At 50.2% G+C, this 17,546-nt stretch carries 19 protein-coding genes; 1 reads left to right on the top strand and 18 read right to left on the bottom strand.

The window, feature by feature from the left end; all coding sequences use genetic code 11:
* Nucleotides 1-56: 56 nt before the first annotated feature.
* The 4 genes from ACUC6J_RS19480 to ACUC6J_RS19495 are packed head-to-tail and all read right to left on the bottom strand — an operon-like array spanning nucleotide 57 to nucleotide 4,061.
* Entirely contained in the window at nucleotides 57-230 is a 174-nt protein-coding gene (locus ACUC6J_RS19480; protein WP_016820085.1) for a hypothetical protein, read from the bottom strand.
* A gap of 22 nt (nucleotides 231-252) precedes the next feature.
* Complete coding sequence (locus ACUC6J_RS19485; RefSeq protein WP_017427328.1) at nucleotides 253-1,473, bottom strand: glycosyltransferase family 4 protein; 1,221 nt, start codon at nucleotides 1,471-1,473, stop codon at nucleotides 253-255.
* A gap of 33 nt (nucleotides 1,474-1,506) precedes the next feature.
* Nucleotides 1,507-2,733, bottom strand: coding sequence for a sialidase family protein (locus tag ACUC6J_RS19490; protein ID WP_340865399.1), 1,227 nt, complete (start codon nucleotides 2,731-2,733; stop codon nucleotides 1,507-1,509).
* Entirely contained in the window at nucleotides 2,733-4,061 is a 1,329-nt protein-coding gene (locus tag ACUC6J_RS19495) for a sialidase family protein (RefSeq protein WP_080690749.1), read from the bottom strand. The genes ACUC6J_RS19490 and ACUC6J_RS19495 overlap by 1 nt, the downstream gene beginning before the upstream one ends.
* A 75-nt stretch (nucleotides 4,062-4,136) precedes the next feature.
* Between ACUC6J_RS19495 and ACUC6J_RS19500 the strand changes: the two genes are divergently transcribed.
* Nucleotides 4,137-4,523, top strand: coding sequence for a hypothetical protein (locus tag ACUC6J_RS19500; protein WP_225164804.1), 387 nt, complete (start codon nucleotides 4,137-4,139; stop codon nucleotides 4,521-4,523).
* On the opposite strand, the gene ACUC6J_RS19505 is transcribed toward ACUC6J_RS19500, so the two are convergent.
* From ACUC6J_RS19505 to ACUC6J_RS19570, 14 genes are all read right to left on the bottom strand, one after another.
* Nucleotides 4,516-5,751: a glycosyltransferase family 2 protein gene (locus ACUC6J_RS19505; protein ID WP_235193588.1), complete on the bottom strand. Its 1,236-nt coding sequence runs from the start codon at nucleotides 5,749-5,751 to the stop codon at nucleotides 4,516-4,518. The two genes, ACUC6J_RS19500 and ACUC6J_RS19505, sit on opposite strands and share 8 nt — an antisense overlap.
* Entirely contained in the window at nucleotides 5,748-6,464 is a 717-nt protein-coding gene (locus ACUC6J_RS19510; protein ID WP_025365727.1) for a glycosyltransferase, read from the bottom strand. Before ACUC6J_RS19510 ends, ACUC6J_RS19505 begins: the two co-directional genes overlap by 4 nt.
* The gene (locus tag ACUC6J_RS19515) at nucleotides 6,461-7,459 is read right to left on the bottom strand and encodes an NAD-dependent epimerase/dehydratase family protein (protein ID WP_019688493.1); all 999 of its coding nucleotides are present in this window, start codon (nucleotides 7,457-7,459) and stop codon (nucleotides 6,461-6,463) included. The genes ACUC6J_RS19510 and ACUC6J_RS19515 overlap by 4 nt, the downstream gene beginning before the upstream one ends.
* On the bottom strand, nucleotides 7,420-8,274 hold the full coding sequence (locus ACUC6J_RS19520) for a dTDP-4-dehydrorhamnose reductase family protein (protein WP_016820077.1): 855 nt from the start codon (nucleotides 8,272-8,274) through the stop codon (nucleotides 7,420-7,422). The genes ACUC6J_RS19515 and ACUC6J_RS19520 overlap by 40 nt, the downstream gene beginning before the upstream one ends.
* Entirely contained in the window at nucleotides 8,271-9,257 is a 987-nt protein-coding gene (locus ACUC6J_RS19525) for a polysaccharide biosynthesis protein (protein ID WP_016820076.1), read from the bottom strand. Before ACUC6J_RS19525 ends, ACUC6J_RS19520 begins: the two co-directional genes overlap by 4 nt.
* The gene (gene wecB / locus ACUC6J_RS19530; protein WP_016820075.1) at nucleotides 9,250-10,341 is read right to left on the bottom strand and encodes a non-hydrolyzing UDP-N-acetylglucosamine 2-epimerase; all 1,092 of its coding nucleotides are present in this window, start codon (nucleotides 10,339-10,341) and stop codon (nucleotides 9,250-9,252) included. Before wecB ends, ACUC6J_RS19525 begins: the two co-directional genes overlap by 8 nt.
* 121 nt (nucleotides 10,342-10,462) lie before the next feature.
* A complete protein-coding gene (locus tag ACUC6J_RS19535) occupies nucleotides 10,463-12,112 on the bottom strand; it encodes a glycosyltransferase (protein WP_447249310.1) in 1,650 nt (549 codons plus the stop codon).
* Between the two features lie 63 nt (nucleotides 12,113-12,175).
* Nucleotides 12,176-13,309 (bottom strand): CgeB family protein, encoded by a 1,134-nt coding sequence (locus ACUC6J_RS19540; protein WP_447249311.1) that lies wholly within the window; start codon nucleotides 13,307-13,309, stop codon nucleotides 12,176-12,178.
* Nucleotides 13,310-13,342: 33 nt separating this feature from the next.
* Nucleotides 13,343-14,434 (bottom strand): CgeB family protein, encoded by a 1,092-nt coding sequence (locus ACUC6J_RS19545; RefSeq protein ID WP_019688496.1) that lies wholly within the window; start codon nucleotides 14,432-14,434, stop codon nucleotides 13,343-13,345.
* A 182-nt stretch (nucleotides 14,435-14,616) separates the two neighbouring features.
* The gene (locus ACUC6J_RS19550; RefSeq protein ID WP_049789276.1) at nucleotides 14,617-14,976 is read right to left on the bottom strand and encodes a hypothetical protein; all 360 of its coding nucleotides are present in this window, start codon (nucleotides 14,974-14,976) and stop codon (nucleotides 14,617-14,619) included.
* Nucleotides 14,924-15,274, bottom strand: a complete 351-nt coding sequence (locus ACUC6J_RS19555) for a hypothetical protein (RefSeq protein ID WP_017427319.1) — start codon at nucleotides 15,272-15,274, stop codon at nucleotides 14,924-14,926. The genes ACUC6J_RS19550 and ACUC6J_RS19555 overlap by 53 nt, the downstream gene beginning before the upstream one ends.
* Nucleotides 15,274-15,606: a hypothetical protein gene (locus ACUC6J_RS19560; protein ID WP_013372833.1), complete on the bottom strand. Its 333-nt coding sequence runs from the start codon at nucleotides 15,604-15,606 to the stop codon at nucleotides 15,274-15,276. Before ACUC6J_RS19560 ends, ACUC6J_RS19555 begins: the two co-directional genes overlap by 1 nt.
* A gap of 29 nt (nucleotides 15,607-15,635) precedes the next feature.
* Nucleotides 15,636-15,923 (bottom strand): hypothetical protein, encoded by a 288-nt coding sequence (locus ACUC6J_RS19565; protein ID WP_016820069.1) that lies wholly within the window; start codon nucleotides 15,921-15,923, stop codon nucleotides 15,636-15,638.
* Nucleotides 15,924-16,041: 118 nt separating this feature from the next.
* Nucleotides 16,042-17,505, bottom strand: coding sequence for a glycosyltransferase family 2 protein (locus ACUC6J_RS19570; protein ID WP_447249312.1), 1,464 nt, complete (start codon nucleotides 17,503-17,505; stop codon nucleotides 16,042-16,044).
* Between the last annotated feature and the right edge of the window lie 41 nt (nucleotides 17,506-17,546).

The raw sequence follows: 17,546 nt of genomic DNA on the forward strand, positions 1-17,546 counted from the left end.
AACTAAAGGCAGGTGGGAATGTAAGCCCGACCTGCCTTTTTATATGGTCTGTATGCTCATGGCGCAGATTGTTTCAGCCGTTCCAAAATGTCAGCATCCGGCAGCTTATAATCCTCTGGCAGCGAGGTGTTAATTCGGTTCCAGATTGCATAATCGACCATCTGATCTGGATGTGACTGCTGGATTTCAAAAATACGGTTGTACAAGTCTCCAACGATAGGAAAAGTCATGCTCTCCCTCCTAACTATCGAATCAACGCACTTGATTAAGCGCTTGCCCATAAATATTGACGAGCCGTTCAATCATAACATCCAGCGACCAGTGCGCGGTTCCCCATGCCTTGGCACGATTCCCCATAGCTATCCGTACTTCATCCTGAGCGAGTAAATGCTGCAAATGAGCTGCAAGTGCCTCCACATCGCCAACCGGGGAAACCAGTCCAGTGTGTTCATGCTTCACCATTTCCGGCAGTCCACCCGCATCCGATACCACTGCCGGAAGCCCCATAATCTGTGCCTCCATGACCGAAAACGGCTGATTATCCTGTATGCTCGGATGTACAAAAAGGTCCGCCAGTTGTAAAAGGGCAGGTACATCTTCACGATGTCCGAGAAATACCACGTCTTCTTCCAGCCCCAGCTCCTTCGCCTGTGCCTGAAGCTCTTCCCTCTTATCTCCCTCCCCAACAATCCAGCAAACCCAATCCGTACGGCTTGCTTTCAATAGGCCAAGAGCGCTCATTAAATAATGTAGCCCTTTGATATAGACCAGCCGAGAAGGACAAATGATAACTTTTTTCCCCTCAGGTCGTGTCATGTCTGTTCCCCTGGCATGGACTTCCCAGAAGTGTTCGGTGTCTAAGCCATATTGGAAAGTGGCAATCTGCTGCTCAGGCACTTCGAACTCACGCACAAGCGTCTGCTTCATCCATTCTGTAGACGTAATCGTAATATCAGCGGAAATAGCGCCATAATGCTCCAGCGCCCAATAATATTTCCACATCAACGTCTCGCGGTAACCCTCTTCATGATCCCGCTCCAAAGCCATCATGACTTCACGAGCCAGCGAGCCATGAATATTTGCTACCAACGCACTGTCTTTGCGTTTGACCCGACTTAGAGCACGAGTGGCTATGACATCTTGCGTATGAATCACATCATACTGCTCAACCCCGAAATAGGCTGCCGCCAGTTCCATACAGTATCGATCCTTTTCCACCGTCTGCACCCATGAATCCAAATGTAATACAGGGGCAGCCGATTCATTCAGCTTCGTATGCAGCAAGGGCAGCAATTGATCCTTCAGCAATTCCTTATCTTCATAGACAATATGGTATTTAGGGGTATCCGGTCCGTTCCCCATCAAGTCTACCGTGTGACCCAGTAGCTCAAGTCTTCGTTTAATTTGCAGCATAAAGGGCCACACACCACCCAAATGAGGAATCGGCCAGTACGTAGCCAACAAAATTTTCAAAACAGCCCCACCTCCTCTGTCTCGTACGTTAAGCTACATTCCGTTGCTTCCGTAAATTTGCTGGAAACCCGATAATGCGTCTGTCCAGACCGCAAAAAAACCGTTATTCGGCACGATCGTTACATCAATAAAATTGCCGATCGTGACCACTGGAACAGGACTAATCCCGTTAGGATTAAAGGAACTGTCTGTTATTCTGAGGTTCGTAAATGTATTCCCTCCGTCCGATGATTCTGCAACAAATACATCTAATAAAGAGGCTGTGATTTGATTGGTGTAGTACACAATCTTAATCACACCGGTCACGGGCGAAACATCAATGGCCGGGAAAAAATGCTGTGCTCCTGCACTGGCTCCTGTCACCGATTGCGGCGCAGTCCAGCTTAATCCACCATCCACGGACCGGGCAAGCAGCACATCCGCATACCCTGCCCGATTATCCTGCCAAACCGCATAAAGCGTCCCCTGATTCGGGCTGGTGGAACGATCTATGGCAATGTTGGCCGTCGGCAATACATTAAAGCCAAAACCGACCACAGGCAGCGGACTTGGAACTGGGACGACAGAGGACACTGGCAGCGAGGAACTGAACGAAGTCCCCCCATTGAAGGACACAATGACCTGATATTGGTTAACCGGATTCGTCACAATGTACCCGACATAAATCACCCCTGTAATGCTCACGGTGATTTCTCCGCGCGTGATCTGATTGGAACCAGGAGTGAGCACCACAGGTGTATTCCATGTGATTCCACCATCCTGCGAGCGTTGAAAAAACATGACTGAGTCGCCGAAAAAGTCGGGGTTATACTGATGCGTACAACATAAATAGATGTTACCGGTATAGGAGCTGACCTGTGAAGTATCGAATTTCACGCTGACTTCCACATTATTGACAAACGTCCCATACCCTCGTTGGGCAATCACGGGTGGATCAAATGTATTGCCATTGTCTCTGGACACATAGGTAGCGATGGTACCGCTCAAGCCGTCTGCGGTAAATACGTGACAAGCTATGACGAACAAATTGGGAAAACCGTAGCTGACGCTATGGGATTCCGCCCCTACATAGCCGGCTGGCAGCGGTAGAATTTGCTGTGTGAAGGAGGCACCACCGTTATCTGAACGGTATACTGCTGTCAACGGCGGTCCGGTCGTAAAATCAATGGCAGCAGCCACTATGGTACCGTCGAGCAGATTGAAAGCCACACTCGGCTCCTGTGCCAGCCTTCCGTTAGGTGTAAGCTGTACGTTCGGCATCAGGCTTCACCTCCCGGTACGCCCGCAAAAATCGTTAAACTGCCTGTGCGCGTATCCGTCCAGACGGATATATAGCTGTTCGGTGGTACAATGGCGATATCAATGTAGTCGCCGATCAGTTCTGATTCGCCCCCACCTACATTCGGGTTAAAGGAAGTCGTTGTGAGACGACTGTTCGTAAAGGTATTGCCCCCATCCGATGATTGAGCGGCGAACACATCCAGATTAAAGCCGTCCAGGCGATTCGTATAGTAGACAACAACGACCAGCCCCGTCTTGGGCGACACTGCAATCGCAGGGAAGAAATTTTGAGAACCCGGCGGGCTGTCCGTCACAATGACCGGAGCGCTCCAGGTACCGCCAAAATCGCTGGATTTGGACAACAAAACATTACTGTAGCCCTGACCAAAATCTTGCCACACGGCATATAGCGTATTTGTTGTAGAAGGTACCCCCGAGCAGTCTGCTGCCAAGCAGGGAGAATTCAATACACGAAAATCATATCCAGGAACGGGCAACGGACTAGGTACCAGCGTTATGTTGGACACAAGAATATCCCCGCTAAAAGTGGCCCCTCCATCAAAAGACCGCCGGATAAAGAAAGCCGGGGTTTGCGGCCCCGTACGAATCCAGCTGACATATACACTGCCATATTTGTCGACCGCGGGCTCGGGTCGCTCCGTGGAGGACTGGATATTGGAAAGCAACAACGGTCGATCCCAGGTCAATCCTCCATCCGTAGAACGCTGGTAGAAGGCCGCAGACCGAGCATTAAACTCTACGTTGTATTGGCGGTTATACGTAACGTAGACATGCCCTAGATACGGACTTGCCCCTGCGTTATCTGTCGTAATATTGGTCCAGTCATTATTAATGTAATCTCCATAGCCTGGGTTAATGACCACGGGAGAGCCAAAAGTGGCTCCATCATCCGTAGAACGATAGATCACGACAGCCCCGTTCTCATTTCCCGGAAACACGTGTGCGGATACGATAAAAATATTGGGGAACAGATAGGCCACCATTCCTGCCTCTGCTCCTGTATATCCTGGTGGAAGTGGCAGTAAAGTATCGGTCCAGTTCGCCCCGGCATCCAGTGAGCGATACAGCCCAATTAAAGGGGGCCCGCTGCTAAAGTCAACAGCTACAGCCACAACAATATTCGGATTCAGTAAATTAACAGCAACACTAGGTTCAAATTTGGGCAGGCCGCTGGGTGTCACTTGAAAATTCAAAGGCATCGCGAGCATTCCCTTCATTATATATAGATATGCCTGAAGTGTTTCTATCAAAATGTACTTTTTTCGGTGTAGCCTACAGACAACCATACAAGCTTTCCTCTCCATAGATTCATAGTATAGAAGCATCCCTATTGAGGGATTCCATCATACTGTTTTGAGAGGATGATTCTATTGGCTTTTACAACTGGATATATGACCAACACAAGGGATTTCGGTACTGCCTGCTCCAATGTTGTTGTAAATTTGGTCAATGAGGACACAGTGAACGCGGCAACCGTGACCATCCAAATTTTTTTCTCACTCGTACCGGATACCAAGACACCACTGTACGTGACATCGGTTAATTTGCCTGCAAACTCGATTGCACGCCGGACCTTCTTTATACAAGGGGTTCTTGCCTATGAGGTACAATACAACGTAGTCTCCGTCGCACCAGCCAATGTTGTGCTTTCCAACTTTGGATTGGATCAGTTTGGTAATGTTGTACAGGAGCATCGTGTCCTTCAATCTGAGTTGACCACGATCCCAGCTTTGTCTCCTGTTAGCTAAAAGCACCACCCTGCTCCAGTGTCTGATGCAATCTGTGGGTATAATACACGTAATTCCATTCCGGCGGTACGGACTGAACCCCTCGGCCGCTGCCAATGGTCGAATGGTCATCTGTATAGTAGGAAAAGGCATGTGTATCCTGCAAAGGTCGCAGCAAATCCGTAAGATACAACAAATCCGTCACAGCAATATAAGGTTTGATACCGAAGCATACAACAAAGCGAGTTGTCGTTTCACCAATCGCCTGAACCAATGCCTCCTTAACAGAATAATGCGGTCTCGGCGTTACGATTAGCCGAGGGTCAAGCATCATCGTCAGAAAGGAAGCAGCGCTCTGTTCCGGCGTAAGATCAAGCAACCGCACCACGCAATTACTGTAATGCTGCTCCAGCAGATTATCGAGCAACGGCTCAGCTTGAGCCATATCCGTAATAGGCATTAAAATGGTCATTTCAAGTGGGACTCCCCGGCGGGCCCGAGCCTCATACTTGGCAATTTGAAATGCGTGCCGCCAGCGTCGATGTTCTTTTTGGCTGCGCAAGCTGGCCGATACACTAAAAGCAGAATCCACCCGATAATCCATCAGGATCTCCGGAATGAATTTCATGCTGCATGTCTCGGTCAGCCGCAGCCAGTAATCATAATCCTCTACAGGTTGCAGCCGATAGCCGTCGATCAGACGAGCATATTGGCTTTTGTACATAAATGACACCCCGACAATGCTGGCGTTCAACAATTCATGATGTGGCTGACTTTGGTAGCGAATTAATGCTTGTTGATGCTGCTGGTCGTACAACGAATTACCCGCAGCGTCAATCTGACGGAAGGTGGAGAACACAAGTCCAAGCGAATCGGGTCCCTGCTCTAGCTCGCACCGCAATCGTTCGATAAAGGATGAATGATACACATTGTCACTGGATACCCAGGTCACATACTTAATCGCTGGATCTTTAAACAACTCATCGAATCCCCGGTTAAGGGCATGGGATACTCCTTGGTTCTGAGGGAGTGTAACCAACTGAACACGCGGGTCTCCCATTGCTGCGTGAAGCGCCGGCTCTATCATTTCCGGCGCCCCGTCAATAACAATGATGAAGCGAAATGCCCTGTAACTCTGGGCTAGTACGGATGAGATCGCAGCTTGCAGATAACTGATATCCTGTTTGTACAGCGGCATAACAATCCCCGTATCTACCATATCAATCCCCCCTGACACTTTCAGCTTCATGAGGATAAACCGCTCAACATCTGACTGAAGCGATCTCGATAACGTGCTTGGGTGATGTTGTACTCCTGTTCCACAGCAGGCCAATATTTTTTGGTTCCCATTTCATCATGCCAGCGGTAGTTAACCAAGGACTCGTTCAGAAAAGGAAATGGATATCCTGCCAGCATCACTCGGTACCACATATCCAAATCATGGGTGTACGGCAGCAGTTCATCGAACAAACCGATATGTGCAAACAGCTCCTTTTTGAACATCACCGTACATCCATTGACCGGATTCCCCTGCTGGAAAAAATGGTAAAACTCCGTCTGGGACGGAAATACAGCAGCTGCCTGATAGGCTGTGACTTGGCTGTGTTGATTGATAAAATTGAAATTAGTATGAGAGATGTATGCACCCTGTTCGATCATAAAAGAAACTTGGTTATTAATTTTGTCCCTATGGTAGGTATCGTCGGAGCTGAGCCACGCAATATATTCACCGCTGGCATGCCGGATACCATGATTCAAAGCGCTGGCTGTTCCACCGTTAGATTTGCCCAAATAATGTATATAGGGAAGATAGGGCTGAAGCATATTAACATGTGTGGTGGACCCATCATCGACGACAATAATCTCAAGCGGCCCATAGGTTTGTTCCAATGCGCTTTGCAAAGCCTGATCCACATATGCACAGTTATAAAAGGGAATGACGATCGTTACTTTTGGTCTCATATCGTTCCTTCCTTTCCAGCTCGGCGGTATTGAATCATATCCTCCAGTGATTGCCCCAGCTGTATGGTCGGCTTCCAGCCCATCTCCTCCAGCTCCTGCGCCCGATATGCCTCCGTTGCCGCTGGCTCGGCTATATCTCCCCATTGTATGGGAATAGATATTTTCGCCAGCGCAACCATACGTTCCACGATATCTCCCAGTTCCACAATGCGGCCTGTGCAGACCGAGTAAATTCGGCCTGGCACTCCCTTTTCCAATAGCACGCCATAGGCGCGAACTGCATCACGAACGTCGAGAAAATCACGCTGCGCATGTCGGGAAGACACGCGAAACGGAGCTGCCTCCGTTACGAATTGCTCTTTCATGCGTTCTGTCCGAACGATATACCCCGCGAGTAATGCACAAAAGCCGGTGGATGGACCCGGGCCAATCAGGTTGCAAGGCTCTGCCAACATGACAGATTGCTCGAACAGCGCGCCCCACGAGAGCGCGACTGCCTCTTGAATGCTTTTGCTAAGGCTGTATGGATGCGTTGGATGGTATGGTGCCTGTAAAGCCGTCTTTAGCCGAGAACCCGCAACAACAATTCTGGCTTGGGGGAAAGGTCGCAGTACATCGAGCAGATACAGGGTGGACAGTACATTGGATTCCATATATAGCAATGGACTCTGCCAAGATTCAGGTACGGAATTTTTGCCACCCAGGTGAAGCACATAATCCGGAGCAATGTGTCGAATCACTTCGCCCAGACGTTTCTTGTCGAGCAAGTCGCACACATAAGGTGTAATACAGCCACGTGTGCCCGCTTCCAGGCTGAAATCCCCATCATTTTCAGTCTGTGAGGTCAATTTTGTAGCAGAAGCGGCAGTGCGAGTCAGCGCTGCCACCTCCCAGCCAAGTTTTGCAAAATAGCGGCAGGCATGCATCCCGGTATAGCCCGCCGCTCCGGTAATGGCTATGACTGGCCGACGTTGTTCCGCTGTGCTTCTGTCCATTCCAGCAGCTCCTTCAGCATGATGCTGTAGTGAGGAACATCGTAGAGCAGATCGGCCCGGGTAGAACGAAGCGTCCGGTCCTGCACCGGCTCATCCTTCGGCACGATCCGAATATCCTCTCTCTTCCAGATATCTTTGAACAGAAGCAGCAAATCATGCTTGCTGATCGGTTCAGGGTGAACCAGATGAATGAGTCCGTCCAACGGCTCATTCATCAACACTTGTATCGCTTTTGCTAATTCCAGCGTTGTGACTCCATTCCAAAAGACCCGGCGGTATCCGTCAACGTCTCCGCTCTGTTGCAAGAACCAGTGCAGCAAGCCAATCCCGCCTGACCGAATCTCCGGTCCGATAATAGAGGTACGGATGGTCAGATGCCGCGGTGCCTTTACTTCTCCGAGTATTTTTGTCAAAGCATAGGCACTTGTCCCATCAGGTTGATCTGTCTCCTCATATAAGCCAGGAACCCGCTTTCCTTCGAATACGCAATCCGTGCTGATATGAATCAATCGGGCACCGATACTGTCCGCCGTCTGCCGGAGAAGATGCGGCAGCAATCCATTGATTTGGTATGCCGCAATCTGATCTTTCCCGGCATATTGATTGAGTACGCCAACCGCGTTAATAATTACGTCTGGCTGTACACTCCGTACCAGCTGCTCCACCATAAAGCTGTCCTTTACATCCAGCAGGAGACCGCCTTTATTTGCGGAATCACGGGTGGTGTAGAACACGTTATACCCGCTCTGGTTTTGAAAATACTTAACCAGAACATGGCCTGCCATGCCGTTCCCGCCCAAAATAAGCAGCTTCATTTGATGAACCCCCCGCTTTGGAGAATGCTTCGAATCTCCTCTTTTGACATCAAATTGAATTCCGAACTAAAGCTGCTGAACGATACCGGAGGGCACTGATTATAACGGTCCTTTAATTGAGGAATATTCAGTGTCGGGAGAATGACCAAATATTGCTCGTCATATACTACCGTTGTCAGGCTTTCAAAGTCGCTCATCAAAATCTCGTGTATTTTCTCACCGGGACGGACGCCCTTTTCTATGATTTCTACATTTTCCACGCCTGAATCCTCAATGAGCACCTCAGCCAAATCCACAATACGGCAGGTTGGCATGGTCATGATAAAAATTTCGCCGCCCACGCTTTCTACGGAAGCTTTGAACAGTAGACTGATGGCATCACGCAAGGTCAGGAAGAAGCGGGTCATGTTCATATCTGTGATGAAAACCTTGCCCTTTTGGCGAATCTGGCTTTGGAACAAATGCACCACGCTTCCGTTTGTACCCAAAACATTACCGCCGCGTACCGTCACAAAACGTGTATCACTATTCAGCAAATTGGCGTAAACAATCAGTTTTTCTCCAATCGCCTTCGTCATACCATAAAAATTGGAAGGGTTGGCCGCCTTGTCAGTCGATATATATATGACCTTCTTTACCTGATTGGCGACAGCGGCCTCGATTACATTTTGGGTGCCTACGACATTCGTTTTGAGCGCCTCATAGGGCTGATCCTCACAGACAGGTACGTGCTTGAGAGCCGCCAAGTGGAATACATAGTCTACTCCTTGGCAAGCGGTAGTCAGCGCATCCTTATCCCGAATATCCCCAATACAGAAGCTGAGTCGTTCATCCTCAAACTGCCTGTTCATTGCAACCTGACTCGATTCTCCGCGTGAAAAGATAATGACTTCTTTGGGGTTACGCGGCAATAACTGGGCAACCAGCTCATGCCCCCAGGAGCCGGTACCGCCGGTAACCAAGATACGTTTGTTTTCAAACATGCCGTTTCCCTCCAAGCAGAAATTTTACTACCTTATCCGACACATCTTCCGCCAGATAGCCTGCGGGACATTGCCACTTATGAGCTATCCCGGTCATTAAGGCTACCGCATTTGCTATAACCTCGCCATCAAGACCGGACACGATATTGCTGCCGCAATCTACCGTTTCCGGCCTTTCGGTCGTGCGACGCATCGTGACCGTCGGCACCCCCATGACACAGCATTCTTCCTGTACGGTACCGCTGTCCGTCAAAGCGCAGCGGGCATGTCGCTCCAGCAGAACGAAGTCAAAAAAACCGAACGGCTCGTGGAATTCTACCAGCGGATCAAGCTGGATCGGCGGGTGGCTTGCGATCCGGGCGGCCGTGCGGGGATGAATACTGCAAATGACACGCTGCCCGAACTGCCGGGCTACTCGGTTAAGACCATCCAAAATAGCCAGCAAATGCGGCGGATGGTCGACATTTTCAGCTCTGTGGGCAGTGACCAGGAAATATTCTCCGGGCGACAGTCCTAACTTTTTCAGAATTTCGCTGCCGGATACCTCTTTCTCATAGTGTTGCATTACTTCATAGATCGGATTTCCAGTCAGTATAATTCGTTGGCTTGGAAAGCCTTCGCGTAGTAGATGCTGCTTGCTTTGCTCTGTATAAGGCATATTAATGGTAGAAATCGCATCAATGACGCGCCGATTCTTCTCCTCTGGCACATCCAGATCATAGCAGCGGTTCCCTGCCTCCATATGCACAACGGGGTAACCCATACGTTCCGCAAGCAGGGCACATAAGGCGCTGTTCGTATCACCTAGCAAAAGTACATGATCCGGGCGTTCCTTGTTTAAAATGTCCTCCATCTGCGAGTACATGGCAGACAGTTGTTTGCCCAGCGTTCCCGCTTTCTCCTGAAGCACATAATCCGGGGCGCGCAAACCCAGCTCGCGGAAGAATTGTCCGCTCAGGCTTTCCGTATAATTTTGGCCCGTATGCACAAGCACATGTTCATCTGCATAATGGTCCAGCTTCGGAATAATCAGGCTGAGCCGTATAATCTCCGGTCTTGTGCCGAGCACGGTCAATATTTTCATGGTTTTGGAACCCACCTTTGCTGTCGTTGTTTCATAGAACTGTGGAGTTCAATGAATAATAGCCATCCAGCAGACTGGCTGTGCTCCGGCTAAACGTTCATCTCAACGGTCCGTTGTATGTTCACCCGGACCGTTGTTTGGAATGCTGTCTGGCCTTGAGTATGACTCGCTTCTGCTTGTGCGCTTTGGATCGCCGTGACAGGAGTTTGAGTTTCCGCTTGAGCTTCTGTTTGGACTTGGATCTTCGATATAACGGGGACCCGTGAATTTTCTTGAGACGGCTTCTGCCAGCGCTTTTCTTGTACCTTCGATTCCGCAGTCTGGTATGCTTGCGTCCCTTTGGCCATCTTGCCCGAATACTACGCTTGCGGCGAGGCAACTCAGATGGTGCCTCAGGCAAAGGGGGAGCTGGTTGTGGCAAGCCCTGAATAGCTGCATATTCAATTGGCGGCAGGCCCAGCACCGGCAGTTGATTAACCACCGATTCGGGAAATTCTCGAACAGTGTGGGCATAAGCCTCAGGTATAGCAGTGACCTGACGCAGTCCTTCGCTTTCCCTCGTCCATACCGGTCCACCCGGCTGCTGAATCAATGGGAACCAATGCGGATGATGACATACCCATTGACTGACCATGACATGCAGACTGCTTCGGTAGGAATCGGGTCCGTACACACGCGTAGCCGCACTGTTGTTGCGCACACCAATTCGTTCCATTTCCTCGGGATGATCGAGCAGGTAGCCTACTTTTTGCGCCAGGATGTCGCTGTTTCCCGGCTCTACCAAAAAATCTGTATTTCCAGTCGCCTCCATCAATTCCACAAGCCCGCCCTGAGCAAAGGCTACTACAGGCTTGCCGTAAACCAGACCCTCCAGGGCCGTCATACCAAAGCCTTCCTCCACCATGCTAGGGATCACAACAATATCCATTGCGCTATAGGCTGTTGAGACGGACTCCTCAAATGAACTGAACTGGAAGCGGCGGCTATAACGGGACTGGCGAATCAAAGAGACACATTTTACGTAATACTCGGAGTCCACTGAGCTGCCGATGATCCAGAAACGACACTGCGAATTGGTTTCACACAGCTTTAGAGCCATTTGGACAAAAGGCAACAGCCCTTTGGCTTCGTAGATAAAGGATGAAATATAACCAATGCAGATATGAAAATCCCGCAGTCCCAGCTTTTCACGTTTCCTCTTCCGTTCCAGCACATGCTCTTTGGGAGACGGCATTTCCATATCCCGACATGGAGACAACACCGTATGCTGACGTGTCAATCCCCTGCCATACAAAGGACGCATAACCGCTTGCGAAATGCCGATGACCCATTGGCTATAACGCTCAATAATGGAGACAGAAACTGGCGTATGCGCATTTTGATTAATGACCTCTGTTATTTTCCAGATCACCGGAATATTAAGCTCTTGGGCAGCCATAGCTGGCATGACGTTCACACAGGTATTGACCAGCACCACATCAGGCCGAGCTTGCCCAAGCATCTGGAGCAACGGCGCGTACGCCACATGATTTCGCAAATTCTCCGCATCCTGCGCCAATCCCTCGTACGGAGTATACATGCCATGCAGCATGAATAGATTCTGAATCTGGACAGTGATCCCACGCTTGCGGGCCATTGAGGTTAGCCGTCCTTCACCAGGCGTTACCAGAATGCAATCGAAATACGTACGAACGTCTAGGCAAAATTGCAGCAGCAGCTTTTCCGCCCCTGTAATACTGCGAACGTTGCTGACATGGCTGAATAGCATCATTTTCGGCTTGATCGGAGTTCACCTCCTTTAAAAATAACAACCATCGGACGTGTGTGAATGGCCTTATGGGAATATGACCGATAGCAGTTGGTCAATCCGGTGACCATACGTGTGCTCCCGCAGGGTTCGTTCCAGCGCACGCAGAGCAATCTCACGGCGCTCCTTTTCATGCGTTAAATAAAACTCAACCTTCTCCAGCAGTTCCTGCTGAGAACTGTAAGTTTCAATCTCTTCGCCTGGCTTGTAAAAACGAGCCAGATCGTCTCTTGTATCCGTCAGTTGCAACGTGCCACTGGCGGAAATTTCAAACGTGCGAGGATTTGGCGAAACCCCCGGAATTTTCAGTGAGTTGTTGTTCACTGAATCATCCTGGTGGGAACGATGAAGATTAATTACGATTTTGCTGCCGTTATACGTATCATTTGTCTCAGCCGGAGACATCCAGCGTCCCAGCTCAATTCTGTCACCATACGACTGATAATCCGGGAGACGATCCCACCAGATTCCGTTGATTTTAATGTTACGAGCCATGAGCTGCGGCATAATCGGATTGAAAAAATAGATGCGATTCCAGTAGGCTGAACCTGTAAATCCAATCTCACGCCGGACTGAAGCAGGCGAGCTGAGTGGGAAATAGTGAGTCAAAAATGCTCCAAAGGGCAAATAGTGCACAGACGTGCAACCCAACTGACGATACAGTTCTATACAGTTCATTTCTAAGGTGAACACATAATCATAATTCGTCACAATTTTGGTCGTCGTATCGGTGTAATAGGGATCGTCTGTCAGCCAGATGGCAGTGGGAATGCCCAACTGGCGTACTGCAGCCACCTGTTCTAACGGTAGATCCATCCCATCCAGTGCCAGCATCAGATTCGGACGAAGCTGAGCGGCAATATCTCCTACCGGCTGGCGCGGGTCTGTTACGGTAACCTGAGCCGTCATGCTCTGCAACGTGGTAATGACCGCCTCATCCAGCGGAGAATACGGAAGGCCTTTGCCCGAGACGACATACAGTACATGGATCTGTCGAGAAGGGAACGTTGCTTTGGTTCGCGACATAATCGCGTTAGCACGTCCGCGCAGGTATCCCTCGTCGTATCCGTCATGGATTCCCGCAGCTCTCCCCTTCTCCCAGGAGGCCGCCGCCGTCTGGTAAACAGCTGGGTCATACGGTCCTGTCGTAGATATCGTCATCACTTTCACTCCTCACTGTTTATGGTGTTTACTTTAGGCCATCGCCTTGTCCAGCAATTCTTCCATACGATTCGAGTACCTATGCTTTTGCATGGTTGTGTGCAGTGCGCGCCAGGCTATGCGTTCGCGTTCCCAGTCATGCTTGAGATAGTAGTCCAGCTTCACTTTCAATTCCTCTGCTCCCGAGAAGGTCTCAATGTCATAGCCTGGTTGGTAATAACGGCTCAGATCCTTCCGCACATCCGTCATTTGAAGCGTTCCGCAAGCAGAAATTTCGTATGTCCGAGGATTGATGGACTCCGCTGACAACTGGTGTGTATTCCGATTATCGAGTCCGGGGTCTGTCGGGCGGTGCATATTGATAACAATTTTGGAGCCGTTATAGTATTGAGCGGTCTCTTCCGGTTCCATAAAACCCGGACGGATAAAGCGTTCCAGCACATCCCGCCGGGTTAGCCGATCCCAGTGCCCACCTACGATCAGCACTCTTTTATCCGCCAAGAAGGGAGCAAGGTAGTCAAACAGCTTCACACGGTTCCAGAAGGCATTCCCAATGAAGCAAATATCATGCTGATGCTCACGCTCTACCCGACGTGGATAAAAGATACGGGCTGACACAGCAAGCGGCATATAGTGGACCCTCGTTACTCCTTGATCCCGATAAAACGGCAGACAAGAAATTTCATGCGTAAAAACGACATCGTAGGATTGACAGATCAACGCCGTATCCTCCGTAAAGTAGGGATCATCTACAAACCATATGGCCGTCCGAATGCCCATGGCTCGTATTTGTTGTACCTGCTCCAGATGATCCGCTGGAAAAACATGCAGCCCGTTCATGACCAATAAGAGGTCTGGACGGTGAGCCTCAGCGTCAGCCAGCATCGTGGCAGGAGTACCGATGGCGCACGAGCTGCATATTTGGCTCAATGCTTCTTGCACACCTGTGTCTATAGCTGCGAAACCTTGCGGAATATACAACACTTTCAACTGGCGAACAGCAGGTTGTATTGCCACGACCTGTGACAGAGCAGCCGTGCAACCGCCCATTCTGCGCCCTTCCCGATAGCCGCATCGGTGTGCTTCGCGTTCATTTCCGCTTCGTTGATCATTCACATCCTTCACCCTGTCCTGTTGTAGGATAAACTTCTGTCACTCCTAAACTATATGCACAGGGGTCAAACGCATCATGGACGACTGCCACTGCCCGGACAAAATTGGCGTTTGCCCGTCCAACTACCGAAACGCAAATAACCCCGAAGCTGCTAGGCTTCGGGGGGTTAACCGTAATAGATGATTTTCATAGTTTACTGTGCCTTGTAAGCGACCTGGTGGCCATCTTCATAACCTTTGGCAAAGCCTGAATTGAAACCCTCATTGTAAGCAGCATCATATCCCTGCTGGAATGCCTGCGGGTCATGCTCCAATACAACAGGAGCGGGCTGTGGGTTCTCCGCAGAAGGAGCTGCGGCTGGATTAGCTTGAGGTTTTTTCCGCCGCCGCAGAAGAGAACGTCTTCTACGTACTGAATGAAGCCCCCTTTTACGGCGTCTAAGAGCAAGCAGACGTCTTCTTCTCCGTTTTAATCTGCGAATGCTAGAACGCCGGGCATCTTTACGTCTTTTGCGGGCTTTGTCTCGAGTAGTGCGTTCCCACCTTGTACTCATTTTCATTCCTCCTTTGCTTTCTCGTCTGGGTTTCATTTTTTTGAACAGGCACATGGAGCCACGGCTTCGTCGGTTTCCCATATACCTGTCTTCTTAAAGGAATACCTGCCAACATTTTCGTGATTTCTCCCTGATAGTTGCTGAGTATACGGATGGTCTCTTCCAGACGGGGAGCCGACATATCCGCATGGGGCGTCAAGTCCGCAAGACTGGTCAGCATCCGGGCAACGGCGTGCTGGCTGGCAGCAATAGACTCCATCATATCCAGCTTAATCTCACGTTCACGCCTCATGCTCATTAGTTCATATCCCCCGAGCCCATGCCTCCCATCATCCCTTCCATTCCGCCACCCTGCTGCTCATCCTGGTCCAGCAATGCTTTGAGATTGCTGCATAGTCCAGTCTGAAGCCGGGTTAATCCCTCCAGCATTTCCACCATCTGCTCGTGAATTTCCAAAGGCCGCCCCAGCTGCTCTTCATCGGTGTCAAATGCGTGAGGCGCCAGATGGTTCAGCGTCCAATTACGCATTTTTTCTGCTTCGACCGCCTTGGCCTCCAGGATCATAGACACATTCCGCTGCATCTTGGAGGCTGCGTCCAACATGTGAATCATTGCTTTTTCCCTACTCATGTGTTCACTCCCTACCCTCGATTGTTACACTACTCCTCTTCCGAGTATGCCGTCTCCTTCACGACACGAACGAGCATTTCAGCCATTGCTTCCTGAAGGTCGGCAATACCGTTCAAATAGGCAACAATGCTTTTGTTTACTTGTCCCGAGCTATCAATAATGCCCGGAATTCCATCAAAACGCGGCTCCTCATCCGGCAGTTCATGTATGATCTGTGCCATGCGCACGACCACCTGCCGTTCCGCATCCAACAGCCTAGACATCTGCTGCTGCGAGTGCGAAATATGGATCAGCAAATCATCTAACTCGTTATGCATAAGCCCCTCCTTTATGTGTTCCGCCGTGCGGAACGCACGAAATACCTACGGGCTTTCCGCTACTACAGCGTATGCCGCAGCGAGTAGTCGGTTCCGCCTAAAAAAGCCTATTCGATCATCATAAATGCCCTTGCAACACCGGTGGAGCAATAATAGGCTGCTTCTCCGTCAATGCCGACAATTCTTCGGAGGACAAAAACTGAATTGGATAGTCCTCAGCCCGCCAGCTCATCACAGCGTAGAGGGTAAGGAACGGTCTTTTCCAGCCGTTGCCGATTTGGTACAGTTGCCCACCTTCAGCATACAGTAACTCAATCCATCGTTTGCGTTGAGCCGGGATATGAAGTGTGGGCAACATGGACATGTTCCCCAGCTCAGGAGCCGCCAGCACGGGCAAGGGTTCCTCAGGCGCCACAGCTACAGGGGGGGCGTCAGCGCTGCCGGAGACTGTCGCCTCCGGCTCACCTACCAAGGGAAGCGCCAACAAATCAAGCTGAGACACTCTAACGAGAAGCACATGTTTATCTCCCGCATCACTGGCTCCATGCAGCCGCCGTCTACTTCCCGGCTCTATCCGAAATACTGCACCGGACGGTCCCTGAACAAGCGCTCCGACGGGATAAAAACTTGCTGCTGATAAGTGGGCTTCCTTACTTGATAATCCTTGGCCGTGCGGCTCTGCTGTTCCAAATTCCGGGTCGTGGAACAGCTTATCCGTGTCCCCCCACTTTTGGACAAAAAAGGATCGGTTCCGGCTCCTTTCCTCCGTTGAACCGATGCTTTCGGCCGTTTGAGGAAAACCATAAACCGTATCCCGATCACTTTCTGCAAAATGGATAAACGCATCTCCGGCAATTGCCATACGTATCCCCAACAAGCGTACACGCAGCAGCCAATCTGCATGGGCTTCCTCAATACTGTGGCATCCTTCGTCCCAATATCCCGTCTTTACCAAAGTGTCTCTGCGCAGTAGTAGACAAAATGCGGACAGGCTTTCAGTCTCTCGCCATGCATCCGGGTTGGGAATATTATAGGCCGTGGCAAATGGACGTACTTCATTTTCATTCATATCAGGAACCTCAATCTGCTGTTCTCCGAATGGACCATTCGTTACAGGGCCGACAACTCCCATACGCGAATCGCTGTATAAACAGCCCATCAACCGGTCCAGCCAGCCAGGAGTCACCATCGAGTTTGGGTCCAGTACAACAATAGTTGTACCTTTGGCCATCATCAGTCCCTGATTCAGACTGCCGATCATCTGAACATCCTTTGTTAGCAGCGCATAGCGTACAGCGATGCTTTTACGGAGCAAATAGGTAGGTGTCCCGTCCGTCGAGCCGCAGTCCACTACAATAATTTCGTGAGGATGGCTCGTATTCTCCTCAATATGATGAATGCAAGCACGGAGCTGTTGAAGCTGATTGCAGGACACAATGATAATACTTACGCCTTCAAAAATCTTGCCGAACGAAGCCTGCCCCAACTTCCTGCCTTGCTCCTGGCCCCTGTTATATCCTGACCAATAGCCCTTCTTTCCGAGCCGTTTGCTGTGTTTCCTTTGCGTACTCAGGCGTTTCATGCCGTTCACTCCTCCGGGTGGCATTATGCCTATACTATATG

Source organism: Paenibacillus sp. JJ1683, assembly GCF_053006485.1.